Origin of the sequence: Enterobacter cloacae complex sp. 302F9 (assembly GCF_050030335.1) — a bacterium.
GTDB classification, from domain to species: domain Bacteria; phylum Pseudomonadota; class Gammaproteobacteria; order Enterobacterales; family Enterobacteriaceae; genus Enterobacter; species Enterobacter hormaechei_C.
The window spans coordinates 385,889-400,531 of sequence record NZ_JBLGUC010000001.1 but is presented as its reverse complement, the minus strand read 5'-3'; the positions used below and the strand labels follow the sequence as shown (position 1 = coordinate 400,531).

The 14,643-nt window shown below is 57.7% G+C and carries 18 protein-coding genes; 16 read left to right on the top strand and 2 right to left on the bottom strand.

Annotated features, from left to right (window positions below):
* The first annotated feature begins 6 nt into the window (after positions 1–6).
* From phnE to phnP, 12 genes are all read left to right on the top strand, one after another.
* On the top strand, positions 7–786 hold the full coding sequence (gene phnE / locus ACQG0T_RS01925; protein ID WP_017382653.1) for a phosphonate ABC transporter, permease protein PhnE: 780 nt from the start codon (positions 7–9) through the stop codon (positions 784–786).
* 20 nt (positions 787–806) lie between these two features.
* The gene (gene phnF, locus ACQG0T_RS01920; RefSeq protein ID WP_047736615.1) at positions 807–1,532 is read left to right on the top strand and encodes a phosphonate metabolism transcriptional regulator PhnF; all 726 of its coding nucleotides are present in this window, start codon (positions 807–809) and stop codon (positions 1,530–1,532) included.
* Positions 1,533–1,985, top strand: a complete 453-nt coding sequence (gene phnG, locus ACQG0T_RS01915; RefSeq protein WP_015570223.1) for a phosphonate C-P lyase system protein PhnG — start codon at positions 1,533–1,535, stop codon at positions 1,983–1,985. It abuts the gene before it with no gap.
* Positions 1,982–2,566, top strand: coding sequence for a phosphonate C-P lyase system protein PhnH (gene phnH, locus ACQG0T_RS01910; RefSeq protein ID WP_003860219.1), 585 nt, complete (start codon positions 1,982–1,984; stop codon positions 2,564–2,566). The genes phnG and phnH overlap by 4 nt, the downstream gene beginning before the upstream one ends.
* Positions 2,566–3,630, top strand: a complete 1,065-nt coding sequence (locus ACQG0T_RS01905; RefSeq protein WP_015570222.1) for a carbon-phosphorus lyase complex subunit PhnI — start codon at positions 2,566–2,568, stop codon at positions 3,628–3,630. Before phnH ends, ACQG0T_RS01905 begins: the two co-directional genes overlap by 1 nt.
* The gene (gene phnJ, locus ACQG0T_RS01900; RefSeq protein ID WP_006810438.1) at positions 3,623–4,468 is read left to right on the top strand and encodes an alpha-D-ribose 1-methylphosphonate 5-phosphate C-P-lyase PhnJ; all 846 of its coding nucleotides are present in this window, start codon (positions 3,623–3,625) and stop codon (positions 4,466–4,468) included. The genes ACQG0T_RS01905 and phnJ overlap by 8 nt, the downstream gene beginning before the upstream one ends.
* Entirely contained in the window at positions 4,465–5,220 is a 756-nt protein-coding gene (phnK, locus tag ACQG0T_RS01895; protein WP_015570221.1) for a phosphonate C-P lyase system protein PhnK, read from the top strand. Before phnJ ends, phnK begins: the two co-directional genes overlap by 4 nt.
* 157 nt (positions 5,221–5,377) lie before the next feature.
* Positions 5,378–6,058: a phosphonate C-P lyase system protein PhnL gene (phnL, locus tag ACQG0T_RS01890; RefSeq protein WP_015570220.1), complete on the top strand. Its 681-nt coding sequence runs from the start codon at positions 5,378–5,380 to the stop codon at positions 6,056–6,058.
* Complete coding sequence (gene phnM / locus ACQG0T_RS01885) at positions 6,055–7,191, top strand: alpha-D-ribose 1-methylphosphonate 5-triphosphate diphosphatase (RefSeq protein WP_015570219.1); 1,137 nt, start codon at positions 6,055–6,057, stop codon at positions 7,189–7,191. The genes phnL and phnM overlap by 4 nt, the downstream gene beginning before the upstream one ends.
* A complete protein-coding gene (phnN, locus tag ACQG0T_RS01880; protein WP_271040808.1) occupies positions 7,188–7,739 on the top strand; it encodes a ribose 1,5-bisphosphokinase in 552 nt (183 codons plus the stop codon). Before phnM ends, phnN begins: the two co-directional genes overlap by 4 nt.
* A complete protein-coding gene (phnO, locus tag ACQG0T_RS01875; protein ID WP_015570217.1) occupies positions 7,732–8,166 on the top strand; it encodes an aminoalkylphosphonate N-acetyltransferase in 435 nt (144 codons plus the stop codon). Before phnN ends, phnO begins: the two co-directional genes overlap by 8 nt.
* Positions 8,167–8,175: 9 nt before the next feature.
* The gene (gene phnP, locus ACQG0T_RS01870; protein ID WP_017694704.1) at positions 8,176–8,934 is read left to right on the top strand and encodes a phosphonate metabolism protein PhnP; all 759 of its coding nucleotides are present in this window, start codon (positions 8,176–8,178) and stop codon (positions 8,932–8,934) included.
* A gap of 54 nt (positions 8,935–8,988) precedes the next feature.
* Here the strand turns inward: phnP and yjdP are convergent, their stop codons facing one another.
* Both yjdP and rpiB read right to left on the bottom strand, forming a co-directional pair.
* Positions 8,989–9,312, bottom strand: coding sequence for a DDRRRQL repeat protein YjdP (gene yjdP / locus ACQG0T_RS01865; RefSeq protein WP_017382647.1), 324 nt, complete (start codon positions 9,310–9,312; stop codon positions 8,989–8,991).
* A gap of 69 nt (positions 9,313–9,381) precedes the next feature.
* Entirely contained in the window at positions 9,382–9,831 is a 450-nt protein-coding gene (gene rpiB / locus ACQG0T_RS01860) for a bifunctional allose-6-phosphate isomerase/ribose-5-phosphate isomerase RpiB (protein WP_015570214.1), read from the bottom strand.
* A 351-nt stretch (positions 9,832–10,182) separates the two neighbouring features.
* On the opposite strand from rpiB, the gene ACQG0T_RS01855 reads away from it, so the two are divergent.
* The 4 genes from ACQG0T_RS01855 to alsC all read left to right on the top strand — a co-directional run bounded on the left by ACQG0T_RS01855 (position 10,183) and on the right by alsC (position 14,641).
* A complete protein-coding gene (locus ACQG0T_RS01855; RefSeq protein ID WP_039272000.1) occupies positions 10,183–11,073 on the top strand; it encodes a MurR/RpiR family transcriptional regulator in 891 nt (296 codons plus the stop codon).
* 64 nt (positions 11,074–11,137) lie between these two features.
* Positions 11,138–12,073: a D-allose transporter substrate-binding protein gene (alsB, locus tag ACQG0T_RS01850; protein WP_015570212.1), complete on the top strand. Its 936-nt coding sequence runs from the start codon at positions 11,138–11,140 to the stop codon at positions 12,071–12,073.
* Between the two features lie 76 nt (positions 12,074–12,149).
* Complete coding sequence (alsA, locus tag ACQG0T_RS01845; protein ID WP_017694707.1) at positions 12,150–13,682, top strand: D-allose ABC transporter ATP-binding protein AlsA; 1,533 nt, start codon at positions 12,150–12,152, stop codon at positions 13,680–13,682.
* Complete coding sequence (gene alsC, locus ACQG0T_RS01840) at positions 13,661–14,641, top strand: D-allose ABC transporter permease (RefSeq protein WP_271040525.1); 981 nt, start codon at positions 13,661–13,663, stop codon at positions 14,639–14,641. Before alsA ends, alsC begins: the two co-directional genes overlap by 22 nt.
* The last annotated feature ends 2 nt before the right edge of the window (positions 14,642–14,643 follow it).

Below are 14,643 nucleotides of genomic sequence, written 5' to 3'. Positions count from 1 at the left end.
TAAAACATGCAAACCATCACCCTCCCGCCGCCAAAGCGCAGCTGGTTCTCGCTCATAAGCTGGGCCGTTCTGCTGGCGGTGCTCGTTATCTCCTGGAAGGGCGCGGAGATGGATCCGCTGCTGCTCTTCAAAGATTCCGGCAACATGGCGACCTTCGCCGCCGACTTCTTCCCGCCGGACTTCAGCCAGTGGCAGGACTACCTCGGTGAAATGGCGATCACCCTGCAAATTGCCGTCTGGGGCACCGCCCTCGCCGTGATCCTCTCCATTCCGTTTGGCCTGATGAGCGCCGAAAACATCGTGCCGTGGTGGATCTACCAGCCGATGCGTCGCCTGATGGACGCCTGTCGCGCCATCAACGAAATGGTCTTTGCGATGCTGTTCGTGGTCGCCGTCGGCCTGGGTCCGTTCGCGGGCGTGATGGCGCTGTTCATCCACACCACCGGCGTGCTCTCCAAGCTGCTCTCCGAAGCGGTTGAAGCCATCGAGCCCGGCCCGGTGGAAGGCATCCGCGCAACCGGAGCGAACAAAATCGAAGAGATCCTGTACGGCGTCCTGCCGCAGGTGATGCCGTTGCTCATCTCCTACTCCCTGTACCGCTTCGAGTCCAACGTTCGCTCCGCCACCGTGGTCGGCATGGTGGGCGCAGGCGGCATTGGCGTCACCCTGTGGGAAGCCATTCGTGGTTTCCAGTTCCAGCAAACCTGCGCCCTGATGGTGCTCATCATCGTCACCGTCAGCCTGCTGGATTTCCTCTCTCAACGTTTGCGTAAGCACTTCATCTGAGAAGCGAGGCTTTGATTTGTATGCACTTATCCAGACATCCGACCAGTTACCCCACCCGCTGGCAAGAGATTGCGGCAAAGCTCGAAGTGGAGCTGCGCACGCACTACCGCTGCGGAGACTACCTGCCCGCCGAGCAGCAGCTTGCCGACCGCTACGAAGTGAATCGCCACACCCTGCGTCGCGCCATCGATCAACTGGTGGAGCGCGGCTGGGTCCAGCGCCGTCAGGGCGTCGGCGTGCTGGTGCTGATGCGTCCGTTCGACTACCCGCTCAATGCCCAGGCGCGTTTTAGCCAGAACCTGCTCGATCAGGGCAGCCACCCCACCAGCGAAAAGCTGCTGTCAGTCCTGCGCCCCGCCTCCCGCCACGTGGCGGACGCGCTGGGGATTCAGGAGGGCGACAACGTCGTTCACCTGCGCACGTTGCGCCGGGTGAACGGCGTGGCGGTCTGTCAGATCGACCACTACTTCGCGGACCTCACCCTCTGGCCCGTGCTGCAACATTTCGCCAGCGGTTCCCTGCATGATTTTCTTCAGAACGCGACGGGTATCGCGCTCAAACGCACCCAGACGCGCATCAGCGCCCGCCGCGCGCAGGCGAAAGAGAGCAAGGTGCTGGAGATCCCCAACATGGCCCCGCTGCTCTGCGTGCGCACCCTCAACCACCGTGACGGCGACGTCAACGCAACGGAATACTCCGTCAGCCTGACCCGCGCCGACATGATTGAATTTACCATGGAGCACTGAATGCACTTCGACACCTCCACTCGTCAGCGCTGGATGCGCGTGCTGGCCCACAGCCAGCCTAATGCGCTGGCTGCCCGCATGAGCACGCTCGGCCTGACGCCGGACTACGACACGATCCGCGCGCCGGAGATCGGCCTGGTGCAGATCCAGGCACGCATGGGCGGCACCGGCGAGCGCTTCTTCGCCGGCGATGCCACCCTCACCCGCGCGGTGATCCGCCTGAAAAGCGGCACGCTGGGCTACGGCTACGTACTTGGGCGCGACAAAACGCACGCCGAGCGCTGCGCAGCGATCGACGCGCTTTTACAGGAACAGCCGCATTTTCAGACGTTAATGGAAACCCTTATTGCCCCGCTGGAAGCCGACCGCGCCGCACGCCTTGCCGCGCGTCAGGCCGAAGTGAATACCAGCCGGGTCGACTTCTTTACGCTCGTTCGCGGAGACAACGCATGACGCTTCAACCTGCTTTTACCCTGGCCGTCCAGGATGCCCAACAGAGTTTCCGTCGCCTGCTGAAAGCCATGAGCGAGCCGGGCGTCATTGTCTCGCTGCATCAGCTCTCCCAGGGCTGGCTGCCGCTGAACCTCGCCTCGACCAGCGTGCTGCTGACCCTGGCGGACAACGACACCCCGGTATGGCTGTCAGGCGCATTGCTGAACGATATCGCCAGCCAGAACCTGCGCTTTCACACCAACGCGCCGCTGGTCGAGCAGCCCCAGCAGGCGGTCTTCGCCGTGGCCGACGAGCAAATCAGCCACGAACAGCTTAACGCCCTGAGCGAAGGCAGCGCCGTCGCACCAGAAACCAGCGCTACGCTGATTTTGCAGGTCTCCAGCCTGAGCGGTGGCCGCATGCTGCGCCTGACGGGTGCAGGGATTGCCGACGAGCGGATGGTCGCCCCCCAGCTGCCGGAGTGCATCATTCATGAGCTGACCGAGCGCCCGCATCCGTTCCCGCTCGGTATCGACCTGATCCTGACCTGCGGCGAGCGCCTGCTGGCGATCCCGAGAACCACTCACGTGGAGGTGTGCTGATGTACGTTGCCGTCAAAGGGGGCGAGAAGGCGATCGCCGCCGCCCATGCCTTGCAGGCGCACAGACGCCGGGGGGATGACGCCCTTCCCGAGCTGAGCGTCGCCCAGATTGAACAGCAGTTAAACCTGGCCGTCGACCGCGTGATGACCGAAGGCGGCATCGCGGACCGCGAACTGGCGGCGCTGGCGCTGAAACAGGCCAGCGGCGATAACGTGGAAGCCATCTTCCTGCTGCGCGCTTACCGCACTACGCTTGCGAAGCTGGCGGTTAGCGAGCCGGTGAATACGGCGGAAATGCGATTAGAGCGCCGTATTTCTGCGGTGTACAAAGATATTCCTGGCGGCCAGCTGCTTGGTCCAACCTACGACTACACCCATCGCCTGCTGGACTTCACTCTGCTGGCGAACGGTGAAACACCGCAGCTCAGCGTCTCTGACGCTGAACAAGACGCCTCCCCGCACGTCTTTAGCCTGCTGGCAAACCAGGGGCTGGCGAAGGCGGAGGAGGACACCGGCAGCACACCGGATGACATCACCCGCACGCCGCCGGTCTATCCCTGTTCGCGCTCGTCCCGCCTGCAACAGCTGATGCGCGGTGACGAAGGGTATCTGCTGGCGCTGGCCTACTCCACTCAGCGCGGCTATGGGCGCAACCACCCCTTCGCGGCAGAGATCCGCAGCGGTTATATCGACATTGAAATCGTGCCGGAAGAGCTGGGTTTTGCGGTGAACATCGGCGAACTGCTGATGACCGAGTGCGAAATGGTCAACGGTTTTGTCGCGCCAGAGAATGAAGATCCGCACTTTACCCGCGGCTACGGGCTGGTGTATGGCCTGAGCGAGCGCAAGGCGATGGCGATGGCGCTGGTTGACCGTGCGCTCCAGGCGCCGGACTACGGCGAGCATATTGCAGGCCCGGCACAGGACGAAGAGTTCGTGCTGGCCCACGCGGATAACGTTGAGGCCGCCGGCTTTGTCTCGCACCTCAAGCTGCCGCACTACGTCGATTTCCAGGCCGAACTGGAACTGCTGAAACGCCTGCAACGGGAGCGCGCCAATGGCTAACTTAAGCGGCTACAACTTTGCCTATCTGGACGAACAAACTAAACGCATGATCCGCCGCGCCATCCTTAAGGCAGTGGCGATCCCCGGCTACCAGGTGCCATTCGGCGGCCGCGAAATGCCAATGCCCTACGGCTGGGGCACGGGCGGTATTCAGATCACCGCCAGCGTGATCGGCGAAGCGGACGTGCTTAAGGTCATCGACCAGGGGGCAGACGACACCACCAACGCCGTGTCGATCCGCAACTTCTTTAAGCGCGTAACGGGCGTTAATACTACCGAAAAAACCGAAGACGCGACGCTGATCCAGACCCGTCACCGCATTCCGGAGACCCCGCTGACTGAAGATCAGATTTTGATTTTCCAGGTGCCGATCCCGGAGCCGCTGCGTTTTATTGAGCCGCGGGAAACCGAAACCCGCACCATGCACGCCCTGGAAGAGTACGGGATCATGCAGGTCAAACTGTATGAGGACATCGCCCGCTTCGGCCATATCGCCACCACCTACGCCTACCCGGTGAAGGTGAACGGCCGCTACGTGATGGACCCGTCGCCGATCCCGAAATTCGATAACCCGAAGATGGACATGATGCCCGCCCTGCAACTTTTTGGCGCCGGACGTGAAAAACGCATCTACGCCGTACCGCCGTACACCCGTGTGGAGAGCCTGGATTTTGACGATCACCCGTTTACGGTGCAGGAGTGGGACGAGCCGTGCGCCATCTGCGGTTCGAAGCATAGCTATCTGGATGAAGTGGTGCTGGACGACACGGGCAAACGGATGTTTGTCTGCTCCGACACCGATTACTGCCGCCAACAGAGCGAGGCGAACAGCCAATGAAACCGCTGCTTTCGGTTAATAACCTGACTCACCTTTATGCGCCGGGCAAAGGCTTTAGCGACGTGTCGTTTGAGCTGTGGCCGGGCGAAGTGCTGGGCATTGTCGGCGAGTCCGGCTCCGGTAAAACCACCCTGCTGAAGTCCATCTCCGCGCGCCTGACGCCGCAGAATGGCGACATTTTGTATGAGGGCGTGTCGCTGTATGGCATGAGTGAAGCCGATCGCCGCCGCCTGCTGCGCACCGAGTGGGGCGTGGTGCACCAGCACCCGATGGATGGCCTGCGCCGCCAGGTGTCGGCGGGGGGCAACATCGGCGAACGGCTGATGGCCACCGGCGCGCGCCACTACGGCAACATCCGCGCCACGGCGCAGCACTGGCTGGAAGAGGTTGAAATTCCCGCCTCGCGCATCGACGACCTGCCGACCACCTTCTCCGGCGGCATGCAGCAGCGTTTACAGATTGCCCGCAATCTCGTCACCCATCCGAAGCTGGTGTTTATGGATGAACCGACCGGCGGGCTGGACGTCTCTGTACAGGCTCGCCTGCTCGACCTGCTGCGCGGCCTGGTGGTGGAGCTAAACCTGGCGGTGGTGATTGTCACCCACGATTTAGGCGTCGCGCGCCTGCTGGCAGACCGCTTGCTGGTGATGAAGCAGGGTCAGGTGGTGGAAAGTGGGTTAACCGACCGCGTGCTCGACGATCCCCATCATCCGTATACCCAGCTGCTGGTGTCGTCCGTATTGCAGAACTGAGGGCGCGGTTGCCGGGTGGCGCTGCGCTTACCCGGCCTACGAACACCGCACCTTGTAGGCCGGGTAAGGCGAAGCCGCCACCCGGCAAAACGAACACCGCACCCGTAGGCCGGGTAAGGCGAAGCCGCCACCCGGCAAAACGAATCGCGAGGCCAAAATGATCCACGTTGAAAATGTCAGTAAAACCTTTGTGCTCCACCAGCAAAACGGCGTCCGCCTGCCGGTACTGCAAAATGCCTCGTTAGAGGTCAGCAACGGCGAATGCGTGGTGCTGCATGGCCATTCCGGCAGCGGAAAATCCACCCTGCTGCGCTCCCTGTATGCCAACTACCTGCCGGACGAAGGCCATATTCATATTCGCCATAACAATGAATGGGTCGATCTGGTTCAGGCTCCCGCGCGCAAAGTGCTGGAAGTGCGCCGCTCGACGATCGGCTGGGTCAGCCAGTTCCTGCGAGTGATCCCGCGGATCTCCGCCCTGGACGTGGTCATGCAACCCCTGCTGGATCTCGGCGTGCCGCGCGAAACCTGCGCCGCTAAAGCCGCCAGCCTGCTGACGCGCCTCAACGTACCGGAGCGTCTGTGGCACCTCGCCCCGTCAACCTTTTCCGGCGGCGAGCAGCAGCGCGTCAACATCGCCCGCGGCTTTATCGTCGATTATCCGATTTTACTCCTGGATGAACCCACCGCCTCGCTCGACAGTAAGAACAGCGCAGCGGTGATGGAACTGATCGAACAGGCCAAAGCGCGCGGCGCGGCGATCGTCGGGATCTTCCACGACGACGCCGTACGCCAACGCGTGGCGGACAGACTGCACCCGATGGGGACAAACGTATGATTATCAATAATGTCAGGCTGGTGCTGGAAAATGAGGTCGTGAACGGCTCGGTTGAGGTGCGGGACGGTGTCATCCGCGCCTTTGCCGAAACCCGGAGCCGCACTCCTGAAGCGATGGACGGCGAAGGCGGCTGGCTGCTGCCGGGGCTGATTGAGCTGCATACCGATAATCTCGATAAATTCTTCACCCCGCGCCCAAAGGTGGACTGGCCTGCTCATTCAGCGATGAGCAGCCACGACGCGCTGATGGTCGCCAGCGGCATCACCACGGTGCTGGACGCGGTGGCGATTGGCGACGTGCGCGACGGCGGCGATCGCCTGGAGAATCTGGAGAAGATGATCAACGCCGTGGAGGAGACGCAAAAGCGCGGCCTCAACCGCGCCGAGCACCGCCTGCACCTGCGTTGCGAGTTGCCGCACCACACCACCCTGCCGCTGTTTGAGAAGCTGGTGGGCCGCGAGCCGGTCTCGCTGGTTTCCCTGATGGATCACTCGCCGGGGCAGCGCCAGTTCGCCAACATTGAAAAGTATCGCGAATACTATCAGGGCAAATATTCGCTCAACGACGCGGAGATGGCGCGCTACGAAGAAGAGCAGCTCCAGCTTGCGGCCCAGTGGTCGCAGCCGAATCGCCTCTCCATTGCCGCGATGTGCCGGGACCGGAATATTGCCCTGGCCAGCCATGACGACGCCACGCACGATCACGTGCGCGAATCCCACCAGCTTGGCAGCGTGATAGCTGAATTTCCCACCACGTTTGAAGCGGCAGAGGCATCGCGTAAGCACGGCATGAACGTCCTGATGGGCGCGCCAAATATCGTGCGCGGCGGATCGCACTCCGGCAACGTGGCGGCAAGCAGGCTCGCCTCGCTCGGCCTGCTGGATATCCTCTCCTCTGACTATTACCCCGCCAGCCTGCTGGACGCGGCCTTCCGCGTCGCGGACGACGAGAACAACAGCTTCACGCTGCCACAGGCGATTCGCCTGGTGACGAAAAACCCGGCCAGCGCGCTTAATCTTCACGATCGCGGTGAAATTGCCGAGGGGAAACGGGCCGATCTGGTGCTCGCCCACCGTAAGGGCGAGCACATTCATATCGACCACGTCTGGCGTCAGGGAAAAAGGGTGTTCTGATGGGAAGACTCATCTGGTTAATGGGCCCGTCCGGCTCCGGGAAGGACAGCCTGCTGTCGGCGTTACGGCAGCGGGAACATTCACAGCTGCTGGTGGCGCACCGCTATATCACGCGCGATGCCAACGCCGGAAGCGAGAACCATATCGCCCTGAGCGAGCAGGAGTTTTTTACCCGCGCCGGACAAAACCTGCTGGCGCTGAGCTGGCATGCCAACGGTTACTACTATGGCGTCGGTATTGAGATTGACCTCTGGCTGCATGCGGGGTTCGACGTGCTGGTTAACGGCTCGCGGGCGCATCTCCCGCAGGCTCGCGCCCGGTACGAAGCGGCGCTGCTCCCGGTCTGTTTGCAGGTTTCCCCGGACGTTCTGCGTAGCCGGCTGCAAAAGCGGGGACGCGAAAACGCGCGCGAGATCGACCAGCGGCTGGAACGGGCGGCGCGCTACACCCCGTCGGGTTGCCATCTCCTCAATAACGACGGAAGTTTGCTACAGTCAATCGAGACCTTGCTATCGCTTATTCGCCAGAAGGAGAAACAGCATGCCTGACTGCCAGCTTCGCCCCGCCACCGCCGACGATGCGCCGATCGTTTACGCGCTGATCTGCGAACTTAAGCAGGCCGAGTTCGATCATCAGGCGTTTCACGCCGGGTATCTGGCCAACTTGCAGGATCACAATATGCGTTACCAGCTGGCCGAGCTGGACGGGCAGATCATCGGTATGATCGGCCTGCATATGCAGTTTCACCTGCATCACGCCCGCTGGATCGGCGAGATCCAGGAGCTGGTGGTGATGCCGCAGGCGCGCGGATTAAAAGTGGGCAGCCAGCTGCTGGCCTGGGCAGAGGACGTCGCGCGACAGGCAGGCGCCGAGCTGACCGAGCTTTCCACCAGCGTGAAGCGCGTGGACGCGCACCGTTTTTATGTTCGTGAAGGATATACGCAAAGCCATTTCCGCTTCACCAAACCGCTGTAGAGGTGCGTTATGAGTCTGACGATCACGCTGACAGGAACCGGAGGGGCTCAGCTGGTGCCGGTGTTTGGCTGCGACTGCGCGGCGTGCCGACGGGCGCGTTTACAGGAAAATTATCGCCGTCGCCCCTGTAGCGCGGCGGTGAAATTCAACGATTCGGTCACCTTGCTGGACGCGGGTATTCCACACCTGATGGACGACTGGCCCGCGGGGAGTTTCAGGCAGATTTTGCTTACCCATTATCATATGGATCACGTTCAGGGGCTTTTTCCTCTGCGCTGGGGCGTGGGAGCGACCATTCCGGTTTACGGTCCGCCGGACGACGCAGGCTGTGACGACCTGTTCAAGCATCCGGGCCTTCTCGATTTCAGCCACACGGTGGAGCCGTTTGTGATGTTTGAACTTCAGGGCTTGCGGGTCACGCCGCTGCCGCTCAACCATTCAAAACTCACGTTTGGCTATCTGCTGGAGTCCGCCCACAGCCGCGTGGCGTGGCTTTCTGATACCGCCGGGCTACCGGATAAAACGGTGACGTTTCTGCTAAACAATCAGCCGCAGGCGATGATTATCGACTGTAGCCATGAACCGCGCCCGGAGACGCCGCGCAACCATTGTGATTTGAATACGGTGATTGCGCTGAACGGGGTGATTGGCTGTCCGCAGGTGATCCTGACGCATATCAGCCATCAGTTTGACGTGTGGATGATGAATAACCCGCTGCCGTCCGGCATTGAAGCGGGGTATGACGGGATGGTGCTGGTACTGGATTAGGTTTTGCCGGGTGGCGGCTGCGCCTTACCCGGCCTGTGCGTTGCAATACCGGGGTTACCACCGATCGTAATCATCCTCTAACCGGCGCTCATCCTCTTCTAACCGACGCCGATCGTCATCCAGCTGCCGCTGACGCTCGTCTAAACGCTGGCGTCGATCTTCTAACTGTCGACGACGATCGTCGTACTGGCGGCTGTCGGTTTGACGGCTGCGATCGTAACGATCGTCGTCGTCATCATTACGGCTGCTGCCGGGGTTATAGGCGTCGTTGATCGCCTGCTGAATATTGCCAATGGCATCATCAATCACATCGGCATGCGCCAGTTGGCTGGTTAAAGTCAGCAGACCCAATAACAGAGCGGTAGAGTAACGTTTCATAAGGCCAGACTCGCAGGTGAACTGGCCTTACGGTAATGAATGGCAGGGAACCGGGGTAGCGGAGGAATCTCAATTCCTGGCCTGTTCAATCGCCCCTATCGCATCGACTCGCGCCTGATGTCGTCCCCCTTCAAACGGTGCATTTAGCCAGGCATCGACGATCATTTTTGCCAGCTCCAGTCCGACCACGCGCGAACCAAATGCCAGCACATTCGTGTTGTTATGCTGCCTTGAAAGCTGAGCTGAATAAGGTTCGCTACAGACCACTGCGCGGATGCCCGGGAACTTATTGGCCGTAATGGAGATCCCTACCCCCGTTCCGCAGATCAGGATGCCGCCATCCACCTCCTTATCGATAATAGCCTGTGCAACCGCGCTGGCATAATACGGGTAGTCAGTACGCTCCGGGGAACAGGTGCCCTTATCCACCACGTCGATGCCACGCGCGCACAGATGGGCCAGAATATCCTCTTTCAGCATAAAACCTACGTGATCGCAGCCAAATGCAATCTTTTTCATAATAAACCTCATCGTGGGTTAACTTTACGAACTCGATGGAGTTGTGATTTAAGACCGGTCAGTTGTGCAATAAAACCTCAAAACCATCGAGTTCTGCGCGTGTTCTACACCCCTGACTTTGACATTTCAACTCTCTCATGACGGTATATTTCTTACGGCATGCATTAAAATCCGTTAACGCGTCATAATTATGTTATTGATTTTTAAGGGAGTCCTAAAGCAACCGCCCCTCAAAACTTCACAGCCAATAAAACTTTATGAATTTCTAAACATTGTGAAGTTGCCAGCATATTTTCATGCCAGAGTGTGGTGATATAGTGTCGTCTTCATTTTTAAGGACAAAAGAGAGCGATGAGTCAGTCAGAATTTAAAAAAGAGCTGCCTAACGGCATTGGCCTTGCACCGTACCTGCGCATGAAGCAGGAAGGCATGACCGGCAACGAAAGCCGTATCGTCGACTGGCTGCTCCAGCCGGGTAACCTGAGCGGCGCGCCTGCGATTAAAGACGTTGCCGAAACGCTGATGGTGTCGGAAGCGATGATCGTGAAAGTGGCCAAACTGCTCGGCTTTAGCGGTTTCCGTAACCTGCGTGCGGCGCTGGTCGACTACTTCTCGCAATCCGAACAAGTATTACCTGCGGAACTCGCTTTTGATGAAGCACCACAGGATGTGGTTAACAAAGTGTTCAATATTACGCTGCGCACCATTATGGAAGGCCAGTCGATAGTGAACGTGGATGAAATTCACCGCGCGGCACGTTTCTTCGCCCAGGCCAACCAGCGCGATCTGTACGGTGTGGGGGGTTCTAACGCTATTTGCGCCGACATCCAGCATAAGTTTCTACGCATCGGCGTGCGCTGCCAGTCGTATCAGGACGCGCACATTATGATGATGTCAGCATCGCTGCTGAAGGAAGGGGATGTGGTACTGGTGGTCTCCCATTCCGGCCGCACCAGTGATGTGAAAGCAGCAGTTGAGTTAGCAAAAAAGAACGGCGCCAAAATTATCTGTATTACTCATAGCTACCATTCGCCGATTGCTAAACTTGCTGATTATATTATTTGTTCGCCAGCACCAGAGACCCCGTTATTAGGGCGCAACGCCTCCGCGCGTATATTACAGCTTACATTATTAGATGCGTTATTTGTTTCCGTTGCACAACAAAACATCGAACAGGCCACACTTAATATGCAAAAAACCGGCGCTATTGTGGATTTCTTCTCTCCTGGCGCACTGAAGTAAATTAAAAGGTTAATCCTGCTCAGGCGGGATTAACAACAACATACCCTACATTGAGAACACTGCTATGAATAAATATCTGAAATATTTCAGCGGCGCCGCTATGGGCTTAATGTTATCCACCAGCGCGTTTGCTGCTGCGGAATATGCGGTGGTATTAAAAACGCTCTCCAATCCATTCTGGGTGGATATGAAGAAAGGGATTGAAGATGAAGCCAAAACCCTGGGAGTAAGCGTTGATATTTTTGCCTCGCCGTCAGAAGGGGATTTTCAGTCCCAGCTACAGCTGTTCGAAGATCTGAGTAATAAAAAATACAAGGGTATCGCTTTTGCCCCACTCTCCTCCGTGAATCTGGTCATGCCCGTCGCGCGCGCCTGGCAGAAAGGTCTCTATCTGGTGAATCTCGATGAAAAAATCGATATGGATAACCTGAAAAAAGCAGGTGGCAATGTAGAGGGGTTTGTCACAACGGACAACGTGGCCGTCGGCGCAAAAGGGGCCGATTTTATTATCAATAAACTTGGTGCGGAGGGGGGCGAAGTCGCAATCATTGAGGGTAAAGCCGGTAACGCATCGGGCGAGGCGCGCCGCAATGGCGCAACAGAAGCCTTCAAAAAAGCAAACCAAATTAAGCTGGTTGCCAGCCAGCCCGCTGACTGGGATCGCATTAAAGCTCTGGATGTGGCAACCAACGTGCTGCAACGAAACCCGAATCTGAAAGCCTTCTACTGCGCGAACGATACCATGGCGATGGGCGTGGCACAGGCGGTGGCAAACGCCGGTAAAATCGGCAAAGTGCTGGTGGTCGGCACCGATGGTATCCCAGAGGCGCGTAAGATGGTCGAAGCCGGTCAGATGACGGCAACCGTCGCACAAAACCCGGCGGACATCGGGGCGACCGGCCTGAAATTAATGGTGGATGCCGCGAAAACCGGGAAAGTCATCCCGCTGGAAAAAACGCCTGAATTCAAGTTGGTGGATTCGATTCTGGTGACAAAATAACGCAGAACTGTGCGGCTTGATGCCCTCACTCCGGCCCTCTCCCACAGGGAGAGGGTGAACAGAGAAGGAAATAAACATGGTCACGCCATATATCTCGATGGCGGGGATCGGCAAATCCTTTGGTCCGGTTCACGCATTAAAATCGGTTGATTTAACTATATACCCTCATGAGATCCACGCGTTATTAGGGGAGAATGGTGCCGGTAAATCAACCTTAATGAAAGTATTGTCGGGAATTCATGAGCCGACCAAAGGCTCCATTATTATTAATGAAAAGAATTACGACAAATTGGATCATAAACTGGCAGCACAACTGGGCATCGGCATTATATATCAGGAACTCAGCGTTATTGATGAATTAACCGTGCTGGAAAATCTATATATAGGCCGTCACCTGACTAAAAAGGTTTGTGGCATCAGGATTATTGACTGGAAAGAGATGCGCATTCGCGGTGCGATGATGCTCTTACGCGTCGGATTAAAAGTCGATTTAGATGAAAAGGTAGCGAATTTATCCATCAGCCATAAACAGATGCTGGAAATCGCGAAAACCTTAATGCTCGATGCCAAAGTGATCATTATGGATGAACCCACATCTTCATTAACCAATAAAGAGGTGGATTATCTTTTCTTGATCATGAATCAGCTGCGTAAAGAAGGCACCGCCATTGTCTATATCTCGCATAAGCTCGCGGAAATCCGCCGCATCTGCGACCGCTACACGGTAATGAAAGACGGTTCCAGCGTATGCAGTGGCCTGGTGAGTGACGTTTCAAACGACGACATTGTGCGCCTGATGGTCGGCCGCGAACTGCAAAACCGCTTTAACGCCATGAAAGAGAGCACCGGCAACATCGAACGCGACACGGTGTTTGAGGTGAACAACGTCACCAGCCGGGACAAGAAAAAAGTGCGAGATATTTCGTTCAGCGTGAACCGCGGCGAAATACTGGGTTTTGCGGGTCTGGTCGGCTCGGGACGTACCGAACTGATGGACTGTCTCTTCGGCGTGGATAAACGCGCGAGCGGTGAAATTCGCCTCAACGGCAAAACCATCTCCCCGCGTTCGCCTCTGGATGCGTTGAAAAAAGGGATGGCCTACATCACCGAAAGCCGCCGCGAAAATGGCTTTTTCCCTAATTTCTCTATCGCCCAAAACATGGCCGTCAGCCAGAGCCTGAAAAACGGTGGCTATAAAGGGGCCATGGGGCTCTTTCGCGAGCATGAAGAACGCAAGACCGCCGAAGCACAGCGCCAGTTGCTGGCGTTGAAGTGCCATAGCGTAGAGCAAAACATCACCGAACTCTCCGGCGGCAATCAGCAAAAGGTGCTGATTTCTAAATGGCTGTGTTGCAACCCGGACGTCATCATTTTTGATGAACCCACGCGAGGCATCGACGTCGGCGCAAAGGCCGAAATCTACAAGGTGATGCGCCAGCTGGCTGACGAAGGCAAGGTCATCCTGATGGTGTCGTCTGAATTACCTGAAATTATCGCCGTCTGCGACCGCATCGCCGTGTTCTGCGAAGGGCGGCTGACGCAAATCCTGACCAATCGCGACGACATGAGCGAAGAGGAGATCATGGCATGGGCATTACCACAAGAGTGAAAGGCGATATGGCGGAGAAAAAGCCATTTAACTTCGCGCTGTTCTGGGACAAGTACGGTACCTTTTTTATCCTCGCGATTATAGTCGCCATCTTTGGCACGCTGTCATCGGAGTACTTCCTCACCACCAACAACATCACGCAGATTTTTGTCCAGAGCTCGGTAACGGTGCTGATCGGGATGGGCGAATTCTTTGCCATCCTTGTCGCGGGTATTGATCTGTCCGTCGGAGCCATTCTGGCACTCTCCGGCATGGTGACTGCCAAACTGATGCTGGCTGGTGTCGACCCGTTTTTTGCAGCACTGATTGGCGGCGTACTGGTCGGCGGCGCGCTGGGGGCGATCAATGGCTGTCTGGTCAACTGGACCGGGCTACATCCGTTCATTATCACTCTCGGTACTAACGCCATTTTTCGCGGCATCACGCTGGTGATTTCCGATGCTAACTCCGTCTATGGCTTTTCGTTCGATTTTGTAAACTTCTTCGCTGCCAGCGTCCTCGGGATACCCGTACCGGTCATCTTCTCGCTGATCGTCGCGGTGATCCTCTGGTTCCTCACCACCCGTATGCGGCTGGGGCGCAATATCTACGCCCTGGGCGGTAACAAAAACTCGGCGTTCTACTCCGGCATTGACGTGAAGTTTCATATTCTGGTGGTGCTCATTATTTCTGGCGTATGCGCCGGGCTGGCGGGCGTGGTGTCGACCGCGCGTCTGGGCGCAGCGGAGCCGCTGGCCGGGATGGGATTTGAAACATACGCCATCGCCAGCGCCATCATCGGCGGAACCAGCTTCTTCGGCGGTAAAGGCCGCATCTTCTCGGTCGTGATTGGTGGTCTCATCATCGGCACCATCAATAACGGACTCAATATCTTACAGGTACAAACCTACTACCAGCTGGTGGTAATGGGCGGGTTGATTATCGCCGCTGTTGCCCTCGACAGATTGATCAGTAAGTAAGG

Excerpts from the sequence above, each read along its gene's own strand:
- phnE (WP_017382653.1), top strand. The coding sequence starts at position 7 with ATGCAAACCATCACCCTCCCGCCGCCAAAGCGCAGCTGGTTCTCGCTC.
- phnF (WP_047736615.1), top strand. The coding sequence starts at position 807 with ATGCACTTATCCAGACATCCGACCAGTTACCCCACCCGCTGGCAAGAG.
- phnG (WP_015570223.1), top strand. The coding sequence starts at position 1,533 with ATGCACTTCGACACCTCCACTCGTCAGCGCTGGATGCGCGTGCTGGCC.
- phnH (WP_003860219.1), top strand. The coding sequence starts at position 1,982 with ATGACGCTTCAACCTGCTTTTACCCTGGCCGTCCAGGATGCCCAACAG.
- ACQG0T_RS01905 (WP_015570222.1), top strand. The coding sequence starts at position 2,566 with ATGTACGTTGCCGTCAAAGGGGGCGAGAAGGCGATCGCCGCCGCCCAT.
- phnJ (WP_006810438.1), top strand. The coding sequence starts at position 3,623 with ATGGCTAACTTAAGCGGCTACAACTTTGCCTATCTGGACGAACAAACT.
- phnK (WP_015570221.1), top strand. The coding sequence starts at position 4,465 with ATGAAACCGCTGCTTTCGGTTAATAACCTGACTCACCTTTATGCGCCG.
- phnL (WP_015570220.1), top strand. The coding sequence starts at position 5,378 with ATGATCCACGTTGAAAATGTCAGTAAAACCTTTGTGCTCCACCAGCAA.
- phnM (WP_015570219.1), top strand. The coding sequence starts at position 6,055 with ATGATTATCAATAATGTCAGGCTGGTGCTGGAAAATGAGGTCGTGAAC.
- phnO (WP_015570217.1), top strand. The coding sequence starts at position 7,732 with ATGCCTGACTGCCAGCTTCGCCCCGCCACCGCCGACGATGCGCCGATC.
- phnP (WP_017694704.1), top strand. The coding sequence starts at position 8,176 with ATGAGTCTGACGATCACGCTGACAGGAACCGGAGGGGCTCAGCTGGTG.
- yjdP (WP_017382647.1), bottom strand. The coding sequence starts at position 9,312 with ATGAAACGTTACTCTACCGCTCTGTTATTGGGTCTGCTGACTTTAACC.
- rpiB (WP_015570214.1), bottom strand. The coding sequence starts at position 9,831 with ATGAAAAAGATTGCATTTGGCTGCGATCACGTAGGTTTTATGCTGAAA.
- ACQG0T_RS01855 (WP_039272000.1), top strand. The coding sequence starts at position 10,183 with ATGAGTCAGTCAGAATTTAAAAAAGAGCTGCCTAACGGCATTGGCCTT.
- alsB (WP_015570212.1), top strand. The coding sequence starts at position 11,138 with ATGAATAAATATCTGAAATATTTCAGCGGCGCCGCTATGGGCTTAATG.
- alsA (WP_017694707.1), top strand. The coding sequence starts at position 12,150 with ATGGTCACGCCATATATCTCGATGGCGGGGATCGGCAAATCCTTTGGT.
- alsC (WP_271040525.1), top strand. The coding sequence starts at position 13,661 with ATGGGCATTACCACAAGAGTGAAAGGCGATATGGCGGAGAAAAAGCCA.